Here is a 23,907-nt window from a genome sequence, read left to right on the forward strand (position 1 = left end):
GTGGCTTAAATGATGAATAAAGCCAAGAGATAGCTGAAGTCGTGGCTTAAGTATTGAGTAAAGCCAAGAGATGGCTGAAGTCGTGGCTTAAATGATGAATAAAGCCAAGAGATAGCTGAAGTCGTGGCTTAAGTATTGAGTAAAGCCAAGAGATGGCTGAAGTCGTGGCTTAAGTGAAGAGTAAAGCCAAGAGATAGCCCAACATGTGAGTTAAAATACTAGTAAACTCACATCCCTCACCAATCCCCCTCAATATCCTACTCCAACACGGTGTCGAGCTTGGCTAGTTCGATTGTTGTTTGTATGAGGAGGTTAATGCCTTTTTCGATTTGGTCTGCTGTGACGGATTCTTTTGGTGAATGGCTAATACCTTCTTTACATGGTATAAATATCATACTTGTTGGACATATGGGTGCGATGATCATAGCATCATGTCCTGCGCCACTGTACATATAATTATATGTGTATCCTAATTGCTGACAGTTGTCTTCGTTGATTTGTGCAATTTTATGATTGAAACTGCGTGGTGTATCTTGACCTAAATCTTCCAATTCATAATGTGCATTGCGATGATCTGTTATGCATTCAATGTGTGATGTGATTTCATCAACGACTTGTTCTCGTACGGCTTCATTCTTACCTCTAATGTCTATTAAAAGTGTGACTTCTCCTGGTATGGCATTCATTGTATTTGGATATACATCTGCATAACCGACTGTTGTCACAATTCCTTTATCATGATAAGCACGTCCAATTTCTTCGATTTTTAAGATGATTTCTGCGGATGTTGTCAGTGCATCTATTCTCATTGGCATGGGTGTTGAACCTGAATGACTCGTCACGCCTTGAATTTTTAATTTAAAACGATGCGGACCTGCTACATCTGTCACGATGCCGATATCTTTATGTTTCTTCTCTAAAATAGGACCTTGCTCGATGTGTAATTCTAAAAATGCTTTAATATTGTTTCTTTCAAATAATGCTGCTTTACCATGCATGTCTTGAGCAAGTGGTGCGACAATATCATAAAGTACATTCCCGTCGTTATCTTTAATATATTTCATATCTTCTTTCGTCATATTGCCTGTGAGATATTTACTACCTAATGTCGCTTCATTAAATCTTGTAGATTCTTCACAAGCAAAAGCAATGATAATAATGGGATGATCCGTTTTTATTTGATATTTATTTAAATATTCAACAACTTCCAACGCACCAACAACACCAAGTAGTCCGTCATATTGCCCGCCGTCTTTAACCGTATCTATATGAGAACCTAATACGACTGGTTTAAGGTCTGGATTTTTACCTTCTCGACGCGCAATAACATTTCCGAAGAAATCAAAGTAGACATCTAGACCAGCTTTTTGGCAAAGCATTGAGAATTTAAGTGCTGCTATACGTTCTGAATGTGTAAAGGCAATTCGGTTAATACCACCATTTTCAGGATTACGCGCAAATTGATTAAATGTTTCTAAATTTTCCATGACATTTTGAATGTTCATCATTTATCCCCCTTGAATTAAGTTTGATGATTGACTTAAAAATTGTACGGCTTGTTTATACAGTGAAATACTTGTTGGTGTTACTTCACGATCAAAATCATGTTGGTCTAAATCGAGCGTTTCTAAATGACTATGCTCAATTTGGCGGTAAATATGTTCACTTTCACTATACGGAACATCTGGGTCACCTTTGCAATGTACAATGAAAGTCGGTGGAAATTGCTTTAATTCTTTAGGCGAAATATTATATGCACTTGCTGTTGATGATTGAATACCTAAATAAGATAACCATTTCGCTTGGCCACGAACATATAAATAAATCGGGTATCTCGTTTGTAATGAGCCAAAAGTTAATGGATTAGGTTGTATAAGTTGATTTAATATCGCTGGTGTAATTTGAGTTGATAAAGCTTGGTATTGTGCGTTCGGTCTTAAAAATCCAGGGACATGAACTCGTGAATAGCCATAAAAATCAAGAATGCCTGCAACTTCACGATAACGTGCAACCATTAAACTTAAGAAACCACCAGCTGAACGACCAAACGTATAGATTGGTAATGCCTCATATAAGGCACTGATTTCATCGTATTGAGCTAATGCATCTGAGATAATCGTATCAATCGGGCTCTCTGGTGCCAATCGATAAGAAACGAGTACAAGATGGTAGGACTCTGTCAAAATATCTATATACGTTTGTGGTAAGTCATCACGTTGACCAAAAATTAACCCGCCACCATGAAAGTACATGATAACCCCTTGAGGGTGTTCATTTTTAGATTCGATGATGGTATAGGGTAATTGAAAACTATCATTTGTTAAACACATTGAATGATTTTGAGTCAAAACAACTGAGCCTCCTAGAAGATATATTTTCCTAATCATAGTATCTCAAATTAAATTTAGGTCGTATTTGTATAAAACATATAAAAGTAAAGCGAATTATTGTATGTTTTGTGAATGATAACAAAAATGTAACCGCTTATAATAGTAATTGACATGAAAAGGAGATGAATTATATGGACATCCGTTCTTCTTTCGAAGCGCTAGATAAACAGTTTACTTCATTTGGAGGTTTGACAGGTGGCGGTATTACACGCTTACTTTATTCAAAAGAATGGTCAAACGCTGTTCGCGCATTAAAAGAAACATTAGATAAAGAAGGATTTGAAGCACAATTCGATGACATTGGTAACTTAAGAGGTCGTATTGAAGGTAGTAAATACCCAGAAGAAACGATTATGTCTGGTTCTCATATTGATACAGTTGTTGAAGGTGGCCATTTAGATGGTCAATTCGGTGTATTAGCAGCACTTGTAGCGATGCAATCATTGAAAGCAGAATACGGACAACCATTACGTTCTTTAGAAATTTTAGCTTTAGCAGAAGAAGAAGGCAGTCGCTTCCCATTTGCATTCTGGGGTAGTAAGAACTTCTTCAACTTAACAGGTAAAGACGATGTAGATACAATTGCTGATGCTGAAGGTATTCAATTTAAAGATGCTATGCGTGAAGTAGGATTTGATTATCGTAAAGAAGACAATGACTACAGTGGCATTAAAGCATTTATCGAAGTTCATATTGAACAAGGAAAAGTGTTAGAAACAGAACAAAAATCAATTGGTGTCGTTAACGGTATCGTTGGACAAAAACGTTATACAGTTAATTTAAAAGGTGAAGCAAACCATGCAGGTACGACACCAATGGGCTTAAGAAGAGATGCTGTCATCACATTTAGTAAAATCGCGACACAATTGACAGAACATGCAAGAGAATTAGGAGATCCATTAGTATTAACATTTGGTCGCGTCGACCCAGTACCAAATACCGTAAATGTTGTGCCAGGTGAAGTGACATTCTCAATCGATTGTCGTCACATTGACCAAGATACATTAAATCAATTTGCTGAAGAAATCGATGCATGTATTAAACGCGTATCTGAAGAAGAAGGCGTTCAACACGATATTGATTTATGGATGGACGAAGCACCAACCTTAATGAATGAAGATTTAGTTAAGACAATCGAATGTGCTGCTGAAACAGTCGTTGGCAAATCAGATTGGAAACTGATGTCTTCTGGTGCAGGTCACGATTCACAAATCTTCGCACAATATGTACCAACTTCTATGTTGTTTGTGCCATCTATAAATGGTGTGAGTCACAACGTTGAAGAAGAGACAAATGTTGAAGATTTAGTAAAAGGTATCGAAGTATTGAAACAAGTATTATATGAACTTGCTTATCAAGAATAAATAAATTTTAAAAAATAGAGATAGAGAAAAGGAGTATTGATCATGGGTTACATTAATCATAATCAAGGTTATAGAGAAGGACTATTAGAAACACGTTCAGTTATTAAGAAAGACAACTATGCAGTTATTACACCAGACGGCTTAGTAAACAATGTTGTACCAGGTTTCGAAGATTGCGACGTTACAATTTTAGGTTCACCAAGACTAGGTGCTCGCTTTGTAGACTACTTAGTAACATTAAAAAATCAAGGCGGAAATAGACAAGGCTTTGGTGGAGACGGTGTTCAAACATTTATTTACGTTGAATACGGTAAAATCAACGCATATGCAGATGACAAAAAATATGAATTAACAGCTGGTGGATACTTATACGTACCAAGTCATAAAGTTATGACTTTTGAAAACAGCAATCAAAACAATGATAGCCGCGTATTCTTATATAAAAAACGTTACCAACCTTTAGAAGGATTCACGCCAGAAGTTGTAACTGGAAATGTGAATGACATGGTTCAAGCACCTTATGAAGGTATGGAAGAAGTTACAATTCTTGATTTATTACCTAAAGAATTAGCATATGACATGAACATTCATATCTTGTCATTTAAACCAGGTGCTTCACACGGATATATTGAAACACACGTTCAAGAACACGGTGCTTATGTATTAAGTGGTCGCGGTATGTACAACTTAGATAACGAATGGCAACCAGTTGATAAAGGTGATTACATCTTTATGGGCGCTTATGCACCACAAGCAACTTACGCTGTAGGCTTAGACGAACCATTCGCTTATATTTACTCTAAAGATGCAAATAGAGATATCGAAATTTAAGGAAGGTTGTTAAGAATGGCAGAAGAAGGATTAGTATACGTAGAACGTGGAAAGCTGCGCCAGTTATTTAAAGACAAACTGACAAATGCAGGTTTATCTGAACAACATGCTGATAAGACAGCAGATTTGATGATATTTGCAGATGAGCGTGGCATTCATTCACACGGTTCTGTGCGTACACAATATTACGCAGAACGTACTGCAAAAAAAGGATACAATTTGAATCCAGAATTAACATTCACAAAGACAGGTCCATCATCAGGTACTTACTTTGGAGATAATGCAGTTGGTCACTATGTTGCTTATGAAGCAATGGAAGAAGCGATCAAGTTAGCTAAAGAAAGTGGTATCGGCATGGTCGGTATTAAAGAAATGGGCCACAGTGGTGCGATTGGTTACTTTGCTGAACAAGCGGCAAAAGAAGGTATGGTCGCTTTAACAGTATGTCAGTCAGATCCAATGGTTGTACCATTTGGTGGTACAGAACCATACTTCGGTACAAATCCAATTGCTTTTGCAGCACCACGTAAAAATGGTGAACCGATATTATTTGATATGGCAACAACCGTGCAAGCTTGGGGAAAAATCTTAGATGCACGTTCTAAAAACAAATCCATTCCAGACACTTGGGCAGTAGACAAACAAGGTGAGCCAACGACAGATCCATTTGAAGTCGCTGCGCTCTTACCAGTCGCGGGTCCTAAAGGTTATGGATTGATGATGATGGTAGATATTCTAGCAGGTAGCTTGTTAGGTTTACCTTTCGGAAAGCATGTTACATCAATGTATGAAGATTTAAGTCAGTATCGTAGATTAGGACAATTTCATATCGTCATTAATCCAGCATATTTTGGTGATGAAGAACAATTTTTAATACACGTTTCTGAAATGGTTGATGAACTTCATGATATTAAACCGGCTAAAGGCTTTGATCAAGTTTATTACCCAGGTGAAATTCAAGAGGACGTTAAAAAACGCTACAAAGAAAGTGGCATACCGATTGCCGAAAGTATTTATGAGTATTTAATATCTGATGACATTTATTAAATAGCTGAGAAGAAGTGAAAGAGACAATTGAATGTTATAAATGACGACTGTCGACATTTAATATCGTACGTCTTGAGTACCTTCTTTTTTTACGGCTAAAATCATGATTTTATGTATATAAATTACACTATTCGAGTAATAAGGAGGTTAAGATATGCGTGTTTCAAAGAAAGAATTATTTGATTTAATGAAGAATAAATTAGCTAAAGCGGGCTTAAACGAAGGTGCTGCAGAAGATGTAGCAGACGTATTAACATTTGCGGATCATAGAGGTATTCATTCACATGGTGCAGTACGAGTAGAGTACTATGCTGAGCGAATTGCTAAAGGTGGCATAACAGCCAATCCGAATTATCAATTCGAACAAACGGGTTCATCAACAGCTATATTTGAAGGAGATAATGGTCCTGGTCATCAAGCGGCTAAACAAGCGATGGAAAAAGCAATCGAGATGGCTAAAGAAAATGGCGTTGCCGTTGTTGGTGTTAAGCACATTTCACATAGCGGTGCGTTAGGTTACTTTGTAGAAATGGCAGCTAAAGAGAATATGGTCGGTTTAAGTATGTGCCAATCAGATCCAATGGTTGTGCCATTCGGCGGTACTGAACCATATTTCGGAACAAATCCTATTGCATTTAGTGCACCATCAAACGATGATCGTATTATTACATTTGATATGGCAACGACCGTTCAAGCATGGGGTAAAGTGCTAGATGCAAGAGCGAAAAATCAATCGATCCCTGATACATGGGCAGTAGATGCGAACGGTGAACCAACGACAAATGCAAGAGATGTTCATGCACTTGTCCCAGTTGCAGGACCTAAAGGGTATGGCCTTATGATGATGGTTGATATTCTATCAGGTAGTTTACTAGGTGTACCACATGGTGTACATGTTTCATCAATGTACAAAGATTTAACGAAAGGCCGTGACTTAGGCCAATTACATGTCGTGATTAATCCGGCATTCTTCACAGACTTAGACCAATTTAAATCAAATATTTCAACAATGCTTGATGAATTAAAAGCACAACCAGCAGCACAAGGATATGGAGAAATTTTCTATCCTGGTGAACGTGGCCGATTACGTAGTGAAAAATACGACGAAGAAGGTATTGAAATTGTTGATGATATATACAACTACTTAGTTTCAGACGATGTGCACTTTGATCGTTATCACGGAAAAAATAGATTTGCAGAATAATAACGGAGGAATAGTATGTTACACACAATTATTAAAGAAAACACTTACCAAGATTCGATTGTATTAATGTTATTATCGAATAAATTATCTGCTATTGATGGTATTAACCAAGTATCCATTATGATGGGAACACCTGCCAATAAAGATATTTTTAAATCTTCAGGATTAGGTACGGATGAATTAGAAGTAGCGAAACCAAACGATATTATCATCGTTGTAGATACAGAAAATGAAGAAAAAGTTGAAGAAGTAAACCAAGAAGTTGAAGCAGAATTGAAAGGGAAAGGTGAAAGTGAAGACCAATCTCAAAAACAAAACGAAGCTTCAAATTGGAACCGTGCATTAGAATTAGCAAACAATCCTAACTTAGCATTGATTTCAATTCCTGGGCAATATGCAGCGATGGAAGCTGAAACAGCATTGAAAAATAACTTAAATGTATTTATGTTCAGCGACAACGTAGCAAAAGAAGACGAAGTACGTTTGAAAGAAATGGCACATGACAAAGGTTTACTCGTGATGGGTCCTGACTGTGGTACAGGTATTATTCATAGTTTACCACTTGCATTTACAAACACTGTAAATGAAGGTGACATCGGTGTTGTTGGCGCTTCAGGTACAGGTATTCAAGAAGTAACAACAATCATTGACCGTGAAGGTAAAGGTGTTACAAATGCTATCGGTACAGGTGGCCGTGACTTATCTACAGAAGTAGGCGCGATTACGATGTTAGACAGTATTAAAGCACTTAATGCGGATCCTAAAGTGAAAGTCATTACAGTTATTTCTAAGCCACCCGCTAAAGAAGTAGAAGAAAAAGTATTGAATTTATTACGTAATATCGAAAAACCAATCGTAACGTTATTCTTAGGTTCTAAACCTGAATATACAGAAGCAAACATTCACCACGCTTATACATTGGAAGAAGCGGCACGTGTATCTGTTCAACTTTCAAATGGAGAAACACCTCAATTTAGCACAGTAATTCAATCAGATATTAACATCAAATTTGCTGATAACCAAGATGGCGTTAAAGGTTATTACTCTGGTGGAACGCTTGCTTCTGAAGCAGCAATGTTATTAAAAGATACTTTAGGCGATAATTCAGATGCAGAAACACCAGAAGGTTTTTCATATAAAGGTGGTCACCACGAAATTATCGACTTAGGTGATGATATTTATACACAAGGTAGACCTCATCCTATGATTGACCCATCTAAACGTATCGAAATGTTAGAACAATCTGCAGACGATCCATCAACAGCTATTATTATGTTAGATAACGTGATCGGATACGGAAGTCATGATGACATGGCAAATGAACTTGCGCCAACGATTCAAAAAGTGTTAGACAAAGCACAATCAGAAGGTCGCAGTTTAGCAGTTCTTGCTACAGTTGTAGGTACTGAGCATGACCATCAAGGTTACGACAAACAAGTTAATATCTTAAAAGAAGCTGGCGCAATCGTATGTGAAACAAACAATCAAATGGTGACGACAGCACTTCATTTACTTGGTAAAGATGTTGAACAACCACAATTAGAAACAAAATCATTCGAAGCAGAATCTGTTGATTTAACAGTTGATGAAAAAGTCTTGAACTTAATTAATATGAAACCAAGTGTGATTAATATCGGATTGAAGAGTTTCACAGAAGCTATTCAAGCTAATGATGCGCAAGTTGTTCAGTTTAACTGGCAACCAATCGCAGGTGGCGACGAGAAATTAATGAAAGTACTTCAATTCTTAAACAATTACGAAGGAGAGACAGTATAAAATGGCTTATAAAACAATAGATGAAGCTAACCAAGCAGTCATTGATAAGATGATCGCAGCAGCACCATTTTTAGTAGATGTGGTGCCTGCTAAATCTAAAATTCCAGAACTTAAAGAACATGTATTATTACATGCTGGACCACCAATCAAATATGAAAACATGACAGATCCTATGCAAGGTTCATGTGTCGGTGCAATTTTATTTGAAGGATGGGCTGAGAACGAAGAAGCGGCACGTAAGTTGTTAGAAGAAGGACAAATTACGTTCATTCCTTGTCATCACGTTAACGCTGTTGGACCAATGGGTGGTATTACATCAGCTAACATGCCTGTACTTGTTGTTGAAAATAGAGAATCAGGTAATGAAGCATACTGTCAAATGAACGAAGGTATCGGTGCTGTATTACGTTTCGGTGCTTACAACAAAACAGTTGTAAACCGTCTACACTGGATGAAAGATGTATTAGGTCCAGTATTAAGTAAAGCTCTTCAAAAAATGGATGATGGCTTAAACGTTAACGTATTAATCGCTAAAGCAATCGCAATGGGTGATGAATTCCACCAACGTAACATTGCAGCATCATTAGCATTCTTAAAAGAAGTAACACCTATCATTGCTTCATTAGAAGATGTAGAACCTGAGAAACGTACAGAAGTACTACAATTCTTAGCTGATACAGATCAATTCTTCTTAAATATCGCGATGGCTACAGGTAAAGCGATGATGGACTCTGCTCGTCAAATCGAACACGGAACAGTTGTAACAGCAATGTGTCGTAACGGTGAGAACTTCGGTGTACGTATTGCAGGTATGGGTGACGAATGGTTCACAGCACCTGTTAACACACCTCAAGGTTTATATTTCACAGGTTACTCAGCAGATGATGCGAATACAGATATTGGTGACTCAGCGATTACTGAAACAATCGGTGTCGGTGGTATGGCAATGATTGCAGCACCAGCTGTTACAAGATTTGTTGGTACTGGTGGATTTGATGATGCATTACAAATTAGTAATGAAATGACTGAAATTTGCATTGGTGAGAACCCTAACTTTGCGATCCCAACATGGAACTTTAAAGGGGCTTGTTTAGGAATCGATGCACGTAAAGTTGTAGAAACAGGCATTACACCTGTTATCAATACAGGTATTGCGCATAAGATTGCTGGTTACGGACAAATTGGTGCAGGTACAGTACATCCACCAATCGAATGTTTCGAAAAAGCGATCACAGCGTATGCTAAAAAGTTAGGATTTAACGCGTGATTCTACAAGCAACTGTAATAGGACAGAATGCTAAGAAACATTTAGAACAACATAAACAATTTTATGTGCATAGCATATTTAATAAAGGCTTCAATATCGTCAATGAATCGAATGATCTTATCTTTATAGGTACAGATGAAAATGGAACATTTCCTTTTGGTATATTAGTCGATTCACAAACAAAGCAAAGTTTATTTAACGAAATCGAATTAAATCAACAAATTGTAGTGGGTCCTACTGCTATTCAAATAAGTAAGACATGCCAACTCGTTTGGCATGTTCCAACTTTAAAGGCATCTGACTTTTCGGAACAGACTGATATACAAAAGCTTAAAGAAAATATCGCAGCTTATAACTTTCAGATGTATGAGCAAGGCGATTTTAACAAAGAGAAGATGCAACACATATTAAACGCATTAGAATTTGGAAATGCTGAACAAGTTGAGAAACAATACCGATATCTGATTGGTAGAGGACAAGGTTTAACACCGTCCGGAGATGATATGCTGACAGGTATTTTATTTATTCATTTTATCCATCCTTTTATTAACAATAATCATTTAGAACAATTAAACATATTACTGCAATCATCTCTAACCACACTTGTAGGCGAAACATTTTTAAAATGTGCTCTGCAAGGTCAATTTAGTTCAAAAATTTCTAACCTACAACATGATCCATCAATCGCGCGTCTAGACCAACTTTTAAAAGTAGGTTCTTCATCTGGAAGAGACACGTTATATGGCATGTATGTAGCATTAACATTAAGGAGTGAGACGTATGGGTAAGCGAGTTGTACTTGCACTAGGTGGTAATGCGATATTACAACCTAATCAAGAAGCGTCATACGATAATCAATATAACAACGTGATGTCTGCTACACGTAAAATGGCAGAATTGAAGAAGCAAGGGCATAACATTGTGATTACACATGGTAACGGGCCACAAGTCGGTAATATTATCGCTCAAAACGAAGCGGCGAAAGATATTGTGAACCCACTTCCAATTAACGCATGTAGTGCTGAATCTCAAGGATTTATCGGTTACATGATGGAAGAAGCCATTAAAAATCATTTAAACGATTTAGGTATTAGCAGTGATGTATTAACATTATTAACAATGGTAGAAGTAGACAAAGATGATCAGGCATTTAATAATCCAACTAAACCAATTGGTGTATTCTTCAGTGAAGAAGAAGCTAAAAGATTAGAAAAAGAACATGGCTTTGTCATGGTAGAAGATGCTGGTAGAGGATACCGTCGTGTTGTACCTTCTCCAGAACCACTTGTTATTCATGGCGTGAACCAAATTAAGAAATTAATAAATCAAGCGATTGTGATTTCTTCAGGTGGCGGAGGTATACCTGTTTACCGTGATGAACACGGTGATATTAAAGGTGTAGAAGCTGTTATCGATAAAGACCGTTCAGGTTTGAAATTAGCGCAACAAGTTGAAGCAGATACATTTATGATGTTAACAGACGTACCAAATGTGTGCGTGAACTTCGGTAAAGAAAACGAAGAAAAGCTTAAAACAATTTCAGTTGAAGAAGCGAAACAATACGTAGCAGAAGATCAATTTCCAGCAGGAAGTATGTTACCTAAGATAGAAGCGGCTATTCAATTTGCAGAATCAGGTAAAGAAGCTATTATTTGTTCGTTAGATGATGCAATTGATGCATTAGAAGGAAAAGCAGGTACAAGAATTTTATTAGATCCTTCAGCAAAACCAGTTTCTTGTTAATATGAAGGATTTGATTGTGAGTTAAATAAGGTTGTTAGCGGCTCAAAAATTTTAAAAAAAGCAAAAAAGAGGTGCGCTAACGTCCAAGAATGCGAAACAAGATCGTTAGAAATTCTAACGTCCAAGAAAACGAAACAAGATCGTTAGCCGACATACTAAACCTTATAAACCGGAGAAAAACCCATCCCCCTTTGGCTAACGATCAAGTCGCTCAATTAAGCAGCATTGCACTCAATCATATCTCTGATATACTATTAAAAAAGTCTGGGACAAAGTGCTGTTCCAGACTCTCGTATTATATAAATAATCCAACATGAATAAACTAATCTAATGTTGCGGTAATGATTTTATAAGAAAAATTTTTAGAAATAAGGTGGTATAAGATGATTGAACCCTATAATACACATAGAATTCAAAAAAATTGGGGCATCATAATTGCGATTGTATTTATCGCATCTACGCTACGTGCACCACTAACATCAGTAGGTCCAGTAGTTGATGAAATTAAAGATGTTATGCAAATTAATAACAGCCTTGCTGGTTTTTTAACAACAATACCACTCATTATATTTGCAGTCGTTTCGCCATTAGTATCTAAAGTAACTAAACGTTTGACGATGTCTAATACAATCGTACTATCAACGATATTAGTAATTGTTGCTTTGTACATACGTGTTGCAGGTGGTTTTAATTTATTTATTATTGGTACAGTTCTACTAGGTATTGCGATCGCATTTGGTAATGTTGTATTACCTAGTTATGTGAAATGGTATTTTCCATTACAAATTGGATTAGCAACAGGTATTTATAGTGGGACAATGAACTTTACTGCAGGATTAGGTGGGGGACTAAGCTTCCCTATGTCTCAATCTCCATTAGGATTCAGACTGTCTCTTGCTTTTTGGATTGTATTAGGAATTATCGCATTGATTTTATGGATTCCAAAAGCAAGTAAAGGCGCTAAACTCGAACGCCAAGATAAACTATCAGAAGCACAAAATCAACATACAAAATTGAATATTACGAAGTCTAAATTAGCATGGTTAGTAGCCTTAACGATGGGATTCCAATCAATGGTATTCTATACAGTTGTTGCTTGGGTGCCTTCTATATTAGTAGATAGAGGTCTAGATCCATCAACTGCAGGTTATTTACTCATGCTTAACCAATTTTCACAAGTGCCAATGACATTTACATTCCCGATTATTGCGTCTAAATTAAAAGACCAACGTATATTAGTTGTGATCATCACAATACTATTCTTAGTTGGATTTGGCTTGTTCTTTACGCAATCATTAGTATTACTCGTAATCGGTATTATTATCGCAGGTTTGGGTATGGGTGCATGCTTTAGCTTATGTATGACATTCTTCTCTATACGTGCACGTACAAGTGACGGAAGTATCGCATTATCAGGATTCGGGCAATCTATCGGATATTTAATAGCTGCCATCGGACCATTCTTTATTGGTTATTTACACGATGCGACAGACAGTTGGATATCAGGCATCATCGCCTTAATCGTTATGTCTATTCTGTTCTTTATAGTAGGATACCCAGCATCTAAAAATAGAGTTGTAGAAGATGAAACGATTTAAAAATCCAAAAAAGTCTGAGACAGTAACTTTGTCTCAGACTTTTTTGGATTGAATTTATTTTAGTACTAAGCTAATAATAAATCTAATTCTTTATTGATGATTCTATAATTTTCATCAGTAAAGTTTGTGAAGTTATACCACTCATTATCATAAAAAATTTTGATATGCTCTTTTAAAATACCTTTTTTAAATTCTTTTTCTTTAATGTTTACAATGTCCAAAATATAAGAAAACTCTGTTCCTATACCATCTTCTTTGAAAATTAATTTTTTCGACTGTTTGTCTAATTTCAAAGTACCAGGTTTATTAACATGTCTAAAATTAAAAACTTTTAATGAGCATTTTGTTGAAATCATTTCCATCACCCTTAAAAATGTAATTTTTTATATAATATGGTAATCATTCGGTAAAATCAATATATGTAATGAGATTTCTAAATTGTAAATAGTTAATAGAACTAAAAAAACACTTTCGTATCAATTCGTGTTAGATGAATTGTACGAAAGTGTTTTACTTTATTTCAACTTGGCGAGCTAGATTTCATTTTGTTCATAATAGTCTAATAATGTCTTAATGGACTCTGCTACATTAAGGTGTTGCTGGCTGTCGTGTGATACTAAATATGTTGAGAAGATTGATAAGAATGTTAAGATGTTTTGTTTTTGAACACCGTAACCCATAATACCAATTCTCCATATTTGTCCTTGTAAGTCTCCGAATGATCCGGCAATTTCTACGCCGTAGTTTTGTAATAAACCGTTTCTAAAGGCATTATCATCGATGCCTTCTGGAATTTTAACGCAGATGACCATTTTCATCTCATTAGATTCGTCACCGTAAATTTCTAATCCAAGTGCTTTTAGAGCTGCTTTTAAAGCTTCTTGGTGATAGCTGTGTCTTTTAGCACGTGCTTCAATGCCTTCTGATAGTGCTAATTTTAATCCAGTATATAATGCATAAACAGATGTTGTAGATTCTGTGTGATGATTGAGGCGTTTAGGGCTCCAGTAGTCTTGTAACTGTGTTAAATCTAGATAGTTACTGCTAATGAAATGTTTTTTTTCGGTAGATTCATTAGAGCGAATGCCTAATTCTACACGTTTGCGTTTATTAATTTCTTCGCTGAAACGCTCGTTAAATGTAATCGGTGTAATACCTGAAGGAATAGATAGACATTTTTGAGCACCACCAACGACTGCGTCTAGTTCCCATTCATCTACAGGAATAACCATACCTTGATAAGTTGCGACAGCATCTACTACTGAAAAGATACCTCTCTCTTTACAAGCACGTCCTAATTGATCGATAGGTTGCAATCTTCCAGTTGATGTTTCACCATGTACAATCGCAAGTACTTTAGGTTTATATTCATCTAAAGCTTCAATAATTTCTGCTTGATCAAAGACTTCGCCCATTGGTTTATGTATATTGTGGACGATACCTCCTGCACGTGTTACGAGTTCAGTAAATAAATAACCAAATCGACCAATTACAGGTACGAGTACTTCATCACCAGGTTTCACGATATTTGATATAACGGCTTCTAAGCCAGCACGGCTTGTTCCATCAATTGGGAAAGCCCATTTATTTTCTGTTAAGAATGACTGACGAATTAATGACATTGTTTCATTCATGATATTTACAAATTCATAATCGAATTGACCGAGTATAGAATTCGACATTGCTTGAGAAACACGTGGATCTACACTTACAGGTCCAGGTGTCATAATTAATCGTTTGTTCACTTTTAAAGTATCCACATTGCTAACCTCTTTTTCTATAAATTTTGTCATTATACATTATATCTTAGATTTTTATATAATTATTCGTCAAAAATGCTGATTATTCCTCCGTTTTTTGTCAGAATATTACAAAAAAATATTGGAACGGTCTATGAATTTAGATATCGCTAATTTTAAGTGTTTTTGTACCAATAATTCACTCGTAAAGCCTTATATATTCGATTAAAAGTTTATGTTTGACTATATAGTAACTATACACCTTACCATTATTTGAGTAAGGAGGATTTATCATGAAATTTAATAAATGGTTTTCGTTAATTTTGGTTTCTAGTGCGTTATTTTTGATCGTTATTGATATGACTGTATTATATACTGCTTTACCTACGATAACGTATGAATTGGAAGCGAGTGCTTTTCAAAAATTATGGATTGTAAATGCGTATCCTTTAGTTGTAGCAGGGCTTTTACCTGGTTTAGGTACGTTGGGCGATAAAGTAGGGCATAAGAATATGTTTTTATCTGGTTTAGTAATCTTTACTTTAGCATCAGTTGTCGCAGCTTTTTCTCCAACATCTGGTACTTTAATTATGGCTAGAGTTATATTGGCTATTGGTGCAGCAACAATGATGCCGTCAACGCTTGCTATTATTAAACAAGTCTTTGATGACAAAAAAGATAGAGCACTTGCGCTAGGCATATGGTCTTCTATTGCATCAGCAGGTGCTGGATTAGGACCTTTAATAGGTGGTTTATTATTAACTAAATTTTGGTGGGGTTCAGTATTTTTAATTAATGTGCCTATTACGATAATTGTTATTATCATTGCTTATATACAAATTCCTAATATTAAAGGCAATAAAGATAAAAAATGGGATATCACAAGTTCAATTCTCATTATGATAGGACTTATTGGGACAGTCTACGCTATAAAAGAAATCACAAAAGAAAATCCTTCAATTGTACTGATTATACTGACATTAGTGATTGGATTATGGTCGTTGAAATTATTTATTAGTCGACAAAAACGACTATCAAATCCTTTAATTAGTTTAGATATATTTAAAAATAAATACTTTTTATCAGGTGTGATAGCTGCATTTACTTCAGCATCCATATTAATTGGCTTTGAAATGATTTTATCTCAACGGTTACAATTAATTTTAAATCTGACTCCATTAAAAGCAGGATTAGTCTTAATGTCTATGGCAGCAGCTGCTTTTGTAGGGGCAATTGTACAGGGAAGTATCTTAACACGATTTGATAGCATCAAAATACTTATTTATAATTTACTCATTTCATTAATCGGAATTGTAGGATTCACAGCATTTCTACACAATGATTTATGGATTCAAATACTGTTCCTTAGCATTGCAGGATTAGGATTAGGCGGAGCTATGACTGTAGCATCAAATGCAATCATGACAAACGTTGATGACGATAAAGCAGGTATGGCAGCTTCAGTAGAAGAAGTGTCATATGAACTCGGAGGGTCAATAGGAATAGCCGCACTTGGTGGCGTATTTTCATTTACTTATACTTATTTAATGGAACGCTCCATGTCGATAGCAGAAATACCAGCAAAAGCAAAAGGCAGTTTTGAAGAAACGATGATTGTAGCAGAAAATTCAAATGGACTATTAAAAAGTAAATTACTAGAATTAGGCACAAATGCATTTGATCATGCATATTCATTAATCCTAATCATAACAATCACAATCATAGCTGCAATTATCCTATTATTATGGAGAATATTAGCAGAAACACATAAGAAAATAACATAAAAAAAAGACTACTTATTTCCTAGAAAATAGAGAGATAAGTATTCTTTTTTTAGGTGTTGAGAGTCATGACACCATGCTATAATTAGAACATAAAAATTAATGTGCTTATTGATTGCCTATATGTTCACCGTGCCTTATTAGATCATGGTGAAAGAAGGTGATTATATGGGCTTAGATGTAAGTATGCAACTAGAGATATATTTAACATTCAAGATTACTTACACGGTAATACTTCCTATTACTATTTATTTATTGCTTAAAAAAGACAATAAAAAATAGTCGTTTGTGTTACAGCACAAACGACTAAATTCAATAAGCCATGGTGAAATATAGCATAGACTATACGCCTTAATTTTTTACACTCAGCCGACCTTCGAAAGTTGCTGAGTGTTTTTTAATACTTAAATAATAACATGAGTGTATTTTGTTATCAAGAATAAAAGAGGGAACTCGTTGTGATTTGGTCTAACTCACCTCAACAACTCTTGTACAACATCTACCATGTCATCATGTATAACGATGTTTGCTGAAGCATCATAAGGTGTTTCGTCTTTGTTTATAATGACGAGGTTTTGTCCTTCGAAGTTTGAGATGAGTCCTGCTGCGGGTTGCACGAGTAAGGATGACCCGAGTACTACGAGTGTGTCTGCTTCTCTTATTTTGTTTAATGCATTGAATATTGTTTCTTGATCTAGCATTTCACCGTATAATACGATGTCTGGTCTAATGGTATGACCACATGATTCGCAATGGTGTAAATGGTTATCGATAACATAAGATTTAGTATATGTTTGTTGGCATTTTGTACAATAAAATCGATTTAAAGTGCCGTGCAATTCGTCTGTATTTAGACTGCCGGCATTGCTATGAAGACCATCGATATTCTGTGTTATGACACCGAGTGAACGATGGTCTTTTTCAAGTTGGGCTATCCATTGATGTACGATATTCGGTTGTTTATCGGTGAAGAGTAAATATTGAAAGCAAAAGTTCATAAATCCTTCTGGATCACTTTGTAAATAATCAGTACTTAATAAATATTCTGGAGAATAGCCATTTTCTGAGATTTGATCATATAATCCACCGAGTGAACGGAAGTCGGGTATACCACTAGCAACTGAAATACCAGCTCCCGTAAAAAAAGTAATATTATGAGATGAATCGATGATGTTTTTAAGTTGTTGAATTTGTGTATTCAAGTTAATCACTCCGGTTATAATGAATTACTTTTCTAAGTATTTAGGGAAGAATTCTGTATATAAATCAATAAATTTAAGATAGGCATCTTTAGATACATGTTCATCTACTTGATGCGCTTGGTCTACTGTACCAGGGCCGTACATAATAAATGAGAAGTTCTCATCTTTAGAAACTAATAAATCAGATGCATCTGTAACACCTGGTGATGCTTCAGTTGGAAGTGTAGTGTTTAAATGTTTTTCGCCCATTTTCACAGCTAACTCGATTAATGAATTTTGGCCAGTTGTGTAAACGGGTGGTCTAGACATGTACGTATCAATTTCAATATCTGTCTTATCGGTTTCTATTTGTTTTAAAATTTCATTAAAATATGAAATGAACTGATCATTATCATGTTCTGGAATCGTACGAATATTGAATTCCGACTCTGCATGTTCAGGGATAGAGTTAACTTGGTTACCACCATTAAAAATAGTTGCATTCATGATTGGTTCACCAAGTAGTTTATTTGTTTGATTGAATTTCGTAAAGCCTTCATCTGCTTTATAAATAAATTTTACAAGCGGTGAAATGGCATTAAATCCAAGATGTGGCATTGAACTATGAGATGCTTTTCCTCGAGATGTGATGCGAATATCCATTGAGCCTTTATGTGCATATATAATTCTATCTTGGGAGGGTTCCGCAATAACGAGTGCTTCAACATCATCCATATAGCCTTTGTCGTGAAATGTTTTAGCACCTTCACCAGCAATTTCTTCACCTGCCGTTGCAAGTAAACGGATTCTACCATGCTTTAGTAAACCTTGATCATGTATGTCTATCATACTGATAACAAGCGCAGCTAATCCAGACTTCATATCAGCAGAGCCACGGCCAAATAACTTATCATCTACTTCAGTCAGTTTAAACGGATCATATGTCCATTTACTTTCATCACCAGCAGAAACGACATCCATATGTCCTGAAATACCTAGAATAGGACCATCTTCACCAATTTCAGCAACTAGATTTGCACGCGTTTCACTAATTTTAATGATTTCAGACTCGATGTTATGGTCTGATAATAATTTCTGCAAGTACTCACATACTTCAATTTCATTATCATTAACAGATCGAATACTTACTATATCTCCTAAAATGTCTACTTTCTCTTGATCAGTAAATATACTCATAACCAAAACTCCATTTCTATATAGTTTTTATCTCAATTACTATTATATAGCTGAAATCTTGTACTTTGAAATTAAACACATTGGGGAGTTGGAGATATGATGGGTGAAAGTCATGGCTTAAGTACTGAGTAAAGCCAAGAGATTGGTCAAGATGTGAGTTAAAGGAATAATAAACTCACATCCTTCTTAAATTTAACATTCCATTTACTCAGAATTATTACTATCAACATCATACTACTTCCGATACCATTCTTTCGCATTTTGATAAAATATTTTATTAGCTGCAGTTTCATCAAAAGTATCTTGAACGAGTTGAATGTCTTCAGAAGTAAAGCGTTTAGGTGCACGTGTTGATGGTAAATCTGTACCAAACATAAGTGCATCTGGATTTGCTTGATAAATTTTTTTGAATGCATCTTGTACATTTAAGTCAACTCTACTGAAACCAGTTGCTTTCACATGAACGCCTTTGTCAACTAATCTTAAAAGGTTTGGAAGACCTTCCTTAGACAGACCGAGGTGATCAATGGATACAGCCGGTAAAGATAATATAGTTTCTTCAATGTCTGGTAAATTCATAGAATCAATATACAGTTCAATGTGCCATCCTACTAAGTCATATACACGTTTCGCAAAATCACTCAAATGTGCTAAGTTCTCTGAACCACCACGTTTAACATTAAATCTTAAAGCACGAACGCCTTTGTCATTTAAAGAAACAATTTCTTCATCTGAAACACTATAAGGTAATTGGGTCACACCACAGAAATCAGAACCTAAATCACTCAGTGCTTTAAGTAAATATTGTTGATCAAACCCTTGAAAAGAACCGGATACAATTGCACCACCAGCAATATTCATATCTTGTGTTTCTTCTTGATAATCCTTAGTTAGATAACTCGGCGGCATATAGCCGTTATTCTCTTTTACTTCATAATTAAAGTCAATAATATGAAAATGCGCATCAAAAATCTTCATCAATAATCCTCCTTTTAAAATCACTATACTATACCAGAAAAAAGTTTATTAATACCTATTCATTATGGTAAGTCATTTGGAAACGTTATAGAAAAAGTAATAATTGATGTTTTCAAAATATAAATTTATCAAAAGGGTTAATATATCGATATAAATTAGTTTGGCAAAACTAGTAATAATAACATTTAAAAAATATTTTAAAATTTTTTAAAAAATAACTACCATTAGTTAGGTATAAATAGTATAATATGTAAACTTGAGTGAATAATAATTAACAACAGAATATTTTTTAAAAGTGAAGGGAAAAGAAAAATGAAAAAAATAAAACGGGATCTTAAATTTTCTATTAGAAAGTTCAAGGTAGGTATTGGTTCAGTTGCAATCGGGGCGATATTTTTAATCTCTAGCAATGGAGAAGTAGAAGCAGCTAAACTTACAAACGAAAGCCAAATGACAATTAAAGGAACAGAGCAACAAGAAAGTAGCCAAGAAGAAGCAACGAGAACAAAACAGGGAAATGAACAGACAACGCAAGATACAGAACAAGCAGAAACAAAAGAAGTATCAGAAATACAAAAATCTGAAGTGCAAGAACCGGTAGTAGAAGAATCGCAACAAGTTGAAACGGATGCTACTAAAGAAATAGAAACGACAGATGTAAATCAAAAACAAGAAGCACCAAAAGAACAAGAACAACAAGAGGCACCTAATGAAGAAATTGAAGTGTCAGAACCAAAGGGAACTGAATCAAACAAAACAGTTACAGATACTAAACAGGTAAATGAACAACAAAATTCATCTCAAGTAAGTAATAAACAAGAAGTACAAGAAACTAAACAAAAGCAACCAGAAACAACGGTAAGTAAAGAACAAGAAGTTTCTGAAGCAACACAACCAGAAAAGTCAGAAACAAACACTCAAGTAAGCAAGACAACTCAACCTGAAGTGAAAGAAACTAAGACTAATAAAAAGGTTGCAAGTGTTAAAGCGAATACGCAAAGTATGAGAGTTGCTAGTACATCTGCTGCAATAACAACGGACTCAAGTAAATCAACAGTAACAAAAGATAATTTTACAGATTATTTCAAGTTAAATGGTGATGCAACATACGATAAAAATACTGGAAAAGTTATCTTAACTACGGATAATCAAAATAAAAAAGGTAGTTTTTCTTTAAATAGTAAAATTGATATGTCCCAAAGCTTTACTTTAAAAGGGAAAGTAAATTTAGGAAATAAGAATTCGACGCAAGGTGGTGCAGATGGAATCGGTATTGTATTCCATCCAAATTCAATTAACGATATCGGTTCATACGGTGGAGGACTTGGTATCGGCGGTCTGTCTAAAGCTTTTGGATTCAAGTTAGATACCTGGTACAACGAAACGGGAGAAGTAACATTTATTAAAGACCCTACAACATTTGGTAAAAATCGTACAAAAACAATGGGTGCGTTTGTGTATACGACTGGAAATAACGTAGCAGTTACAGATGAGAACACTGTACAGTTTGTTGGTGGTCCATCAAATAATGTATTTAATAGTATATTAGTCGAATATGACGGTAAAACAAAGATAATGAAAATTAAATATACAGATAGTACCGGAGTTTATGACTTCTCGAAAAATATGACAGAATATATTGATCCTAATCAAAGTTATACTTTAGCATTATCAGGATCTACAGGATATTATAAAAACAGACAAGAATTCCAAATTGAAGAATTTACATATGTAGCAAGAGGTATAGCTAATGTTAAATATGTAGATCGTGATACAGGAAGAGATATATTACCTGTGCAAGAATACGAAGGCGATATAAAAGGGAAAGTAACGTTAGATAATAAAAAATCTGAATTATATAATCAAGGGTATGATTTCGTTAATGTAGATGCATCGGATAAAAATAATTTTGTTCAACAAACAGATACAGTAACTTATACAACAAATGGCCAAAATGTTGTTTATTATTTTGTTAAAGCAAATGGCCAACTCATTTCTAAATATATAGATGAGAATGGAAAAGAGATTAAAACATCAACAACAACGAATGGAAAAGTCGGTAATAACTTCGAAGACCAATATCCTCGAGTGATTGGTGATTACGATTTAGTAGAAGTACAAGGAAATTCAAATGGCCAGTTTACGAGAGAACCACAAACAGTCACGTATATTTATAAAATCGGATCAGGTCAAGTTAATGTGAAATACGTAGATGAGAGTGGCAATGAAATACAACAATCTACAACATTAAACGGCAAACTTGGAGAAAGCTATACTTCAACATATCCAGAACGAATTGGCATGTTCAAGTTTAAAGAAGTTAATGGTAGTGAGTCAGGTATTTATAGTAGAGATCAGAAAACAATCATTTATGTATATGAGGATTTCACTTCAGAATCATTAAGTATGAGTGAATCATTAAGCACGAGCGAATCATTGAGCACAAGCGAGTCATTAAGTACAAGCGAATCATTGAGTACAAGTGAATCATTAAGTACGAGTGAGTCATTGAGTACAAGCGAATCATTAAGCACAAGTGAGTCATTGAGCACAAGCGAGTCATTAAGTACAAGCGAATCATTAAGTACGAGCGAATCATTGAGCACAAGCGAGTCATTAAGTACAAGCGAGTCATTAAGTACAAGCGAGTCATTAAGTACAAGCGAATCATTGAGTACAAGTGAATCATTAAGCACGAGTGAGTCATTTAGGACAAGCGAATCATTAAGCACAAGAGAGTCCTTAAGTACAAGCGAGTCATTAAGTACAAGCGAATCATTGAGTACAAGTGAGTCATTAAGCACGAGTGAGTCATTAAGCGAAAGCGAATCATTAAGTACGAGTGAATCATTAAGCGCAAGTGAGTCCTTAAGTACAAGTGAATCATTAAGTGAAAGCGAATCGTTAAGCACGAGTGAATCATTGAGTACAAGTGAGTCTCTAAGCACGAGTGAGTCATTAAGTGAAAGTGAGTCATTGAGTACGAGTGAGTCATTAAGCACGAGCGAATCATTAAGTGAAAGCGAATCACTAAGTACCAGCGAATCGTTAAGTACAAGCGAGTCATTAAGTACAAGCGAATCATTGAGTACAAGTGAATCATTGAGTACGAGTGAGTCATTGAGTACAAGCGAATCATTAAGCACGAGTGAGTCATTAAGTGAAAGTGAATCGTTAAGCACGAGTGAATCGTTAAGCGAAAGTGAATCATTAAGCACAAGTGAATCGTTAAGCACAAGTGAATCATTGAGCACGAGTGAGTCATTGAGCACGAGCGAGTCATTGAGCACGAGCGAATCATTAAGCGAAAGTGAATCATTGAGCACGAGTGAATCATTGAGTACAAGCGAATCATTAAGCGAAAGTGAATCATTAAGTACAAGTGAATCGTTAAGCACGAGTGAATCATTGAGCACGAGTGAGTCATTGAGCACAAGTGAATCATTAAGCACGAGTGAGTCATTAAGTGAAAGTGAATCGTTAAGTACGAGTGAATCATTAAGTACGAGTGAGTCATTGAGCACGAGCGAATCATTGAGTACAAGCGAATCATTAAGCACAAGTGAGTCGTTAAGTACCAGCGAATCGTTAAGTACAAGCGAATCATTAAGTACAAGTGAATCATTAAGCACGAGTGAGTCATTAAGTGAAAGCGAATCGTTAAGCACGAGTGAATCATTAAGTGCAAGTGAATCATTGAGCACAAGCGAGTCAACAAGCGACAGCACATCAGAAAGCACAAGTGAATCAACAAGCGAAAGTAGTTCAGAAAGCACGAGTGATTCAACAAGTGACAGCACATCAGAGAGCA

General features: G+C 35.5%; 18 protein-coding genes. 11 read left to right on the forward strand and 7 right to left on the reverse strand.

The window, feature by feature from the left end:
* Nucleotides 1-257: 257 nt before the first annotated feature.
* Together LQ675_RS14670 and LQ675_RS14675 are read right to left on the reverse strand one after the other, a co-directional pair.
* Nucleotides 258-1,505 (reverse strand): Zn-dependent hydrolase, encoded by a 1,248-nt coding sequence (locus tag LQ675_RS14670; protein WP_107610269.1) that lies wholly within the window; start codon nt 1,503-1,505, stop codon nt 258-260.
* A 3-nt stretch (nt 1,506-1,508) separates the two neighbouring features.
* Entirely contained in the window at nt 1,509-2,348 is an 840-nt protein-coding gene (locus LQ675_RS14675) for an alpha/beta hydrolase (protein ID WP_080964653.1), read from the reverse strand.
* Between the two features lie 173 nt (nt 2,349-2,521).
* Between LQ675_RS14675 and allC the strand changes: the two genes are divergently transcribed.
* The 9 genes from allC (at nt 2,522) to LQ675_RS14720 (ending at nt 13,220) form a co-directional block, all read left to right on the forward strand.
* Complete coding sequence (gene allC / locus LQ675_RS14680; RefSeq protein ID WP_048540404.1) at nt 2,522-3,754, forward strand: allantoate deiminase; 1,233 nt, start codon at nt 2,522-2,524, stop codon at nt 3,752-3,754.
* 42 nt (nt 3,755-3,796) lie between these two features.
* Nucleotides 3,797-4,585, forward strand: coding sequence for a (S)-ureidoglycine aminohydrolase (allE, locus tag LQ675_RS14685; protein WP_048540405.1), 789 nt, complete (start codon nt 3,797-3,799; stop codon nt 4,583-4,585).
* Nucleotides 4,586-4,600: 15 nt separating this feature from the next.
* Nucleotides 4,601-5,632: an ureidoglycolate dehydrogenase gene (allD, locus tag LQ675_RS14690; RefSeq protein ID WP_048540406.1), complete on the forward strand. Its 1,032-nt coding sequence runs from the start codon at nt 4,601-4,603 to the stop codon at nt 5,630-5,632.
* 154 nt (nt 5,633-5,786) lie between these two features.
* On the forward strand, nt 5,787-6,836 hold the full coding sequence (gene allD, locus LQ675_RS14695) for an ureidoglycolate dehydrogenase (RefSeq protein ID WP_048540407.1): 1,050 nt from the start codon (nt 5,787-5,789) through the stop codon (nt 6,834-6,836).
* Nucleotides 6,837-6,851: 15 nt separating this feature from the next.
* Nucleotides 6,852-8,612 carry an acyl-CoA synthetase FdrA gene (fdrA, locus tag LQ675_RS14700; protein ID WP_048540408.1) on the forward strand — a complete coding sequence of 587 codons (1,761 nt, stop codon included), beginning with the start codon at nt 6,852-6,854 and terminating at the stop codon, nt 8,610-8,612.
* A 1-nt stretch (nt 8,613) separates the two neighbouring features.
* On the forward strand, nt 8,614-9,879 hold the full coding sequence (locus tag LQ675_RS14705; RefSeq protein WP_048540409.1) for a YlbE family protein: 1,266 nt from the start codon (nt 8,614-8,616) through the stop codon (nt 9,877-9,879).
* On the forward strand, nt 9,876-10,667 hold the full coding sequence (locus LQ675_RS15060) for an oxamate carbamoyltransferase subunit AllH family protein (RefSeq protein WP_048540410.1): 792 nt from the start codon (nt 9,876-9,878) through the stop codon (nt 10,665-10,667). Before LQ675_RS14705 ends, LQ675_RS15060 begins: the two co-directional genes overlap by 4 nt.
* The gene (gene arcC, locus LQ675_RS14715) at nt 10,660-11,622 is read left to right on the forward strand and encodes a carbamate kinase (protein WP_075578271.1); all 963 of its coding nucleotides are present in this window, start codon (nt 10,660-10,662) and stop codon (nt 11,620-11,622) included. The genes LQ675_RS15060 and arcC overlap by 8 nt, the downstream gene beginning before the upstream one ends.
* 383 nt (nt 11,623-12,005) lie before the next feature.
* On the forward strand, nt 12,006-13,220 hold the full coding sequence (locus tag LQ675_RS14720) for a CynX/NimT family MFS transporter (protein WP_048540412.1): 1,215 nt from the start codon (nt 12,006-12,008) through the stop codon (nt 13,218-13,220).
* Between the two features lie 65 nt (nt 13,221-13,285).
* Here the strand turns inward: LQ675_RS14720 and LQ675_RS14725 are convergent, their stop codons facing one another.
* Nucleotides 13,286-13,576 (reverse strand): hypothetical protein, encoded by a 291-nt coding sequence (locus LQ675_RS14725; RefSeq protein WP_048540413.1) that lies wholly within the window; start codon nt 13,574-13,576, stop codon nt 13,286-13,288.
* A gap of 177 nt (nt 13,577-13,753) precedes the next feature.
* On the reverse strand, nt 13,754-14,980 hold the full coding sequence (locus LQ675_RS14730) for a pyridoxal-phosphate-dependent aminotransferase family protein (protein ID WP_053076870.1): 1,227 nt from the start codon (nt 14,978-14,980) through the stop codon (nt 13,754-13,756).
* A gap of 272 nt (nt 14,981-15,252) precedes the next feature.
* On the opposite strand from LQ675_RS14730, the gene LQ675_RS14735 reads away from it, so the two are divergent.
* Nucleotides 15,253-16,743 carry an MFS transporter gene (locus LQ675_RS14735; protein ID WP_107610264.1) on the forward strand — a complete coding sequence of 497 codons (1,491 nt, stop codon included), beginning with the start codon at nt 15,253-15,255 and terminating at the stop codon, nt 16,741-16,743.
* Between the two features lie 470 nt (nt 16,744-17,213).
* Here the strand turns inward: LQ675_RS14735 and LQ675_RS14740 are convergent, their stop codons facing one another.
* From LQ675_RS14740 to LQ675_RS14750, 3 genes are all read right to left on the reverse strand, one after another.
* A complete protein-coding gene (locus LQ675_RS14740; protein WP_048540416.1) occupies nt 17,214-17,942 on the reverse strand; it encodes an NAD-dependent protein deacylase in 729 nt (242 codons plus the stop codon).
* Nucleotides 17,943-17,966: 24 nt separating this feature from the next.
* Entirely contained in the window at nt 17,967-19,118 is a 1,152-nt protein-coding gene (locus tag LQ675_RS14745) for an ArgE/DapE family deacylase (protein WP_048540417.1), read from the reverse strand.
* 234 nt (nt 19,119-19,352) lie between these two features.
* Nucleotides 19,353-20,096 (reverse strand): amidohydrolase family protein, encoded by a 744-nt coding sequence (locus LQ675_RS14750; RefSeq protein ID WP_239727742.1) that lies wholly within the window; start codon nt 20,094-20,096, stop codon nt 19,353-19,355.
* Nucleotides 20,097-20,408: 312 nt separating this feature from the next.
* Between LQ675_RS14750 and LQ675_RS14755 the strand changes: the two genes are divergently transcribed.
* The coding region (locus tag LQ675_RS14755; protein WP_239753271.1) for a lectin-like domain-containing protein at nt 20,409-23,907 on the forward strand (3,499 nt) is incomplete at its 3' end.

It is taken from the genome of Mammaliicoccus sp. D-M19 (genome assembly GCF_022386695.1).
Classification (GTDB): domain Bacteria; phylum Bacillota; class Bacilli; order Staphylococcales; family Staphylococcaceae; genus Mammaliicoccus; species Mammaliicoccus sciuri.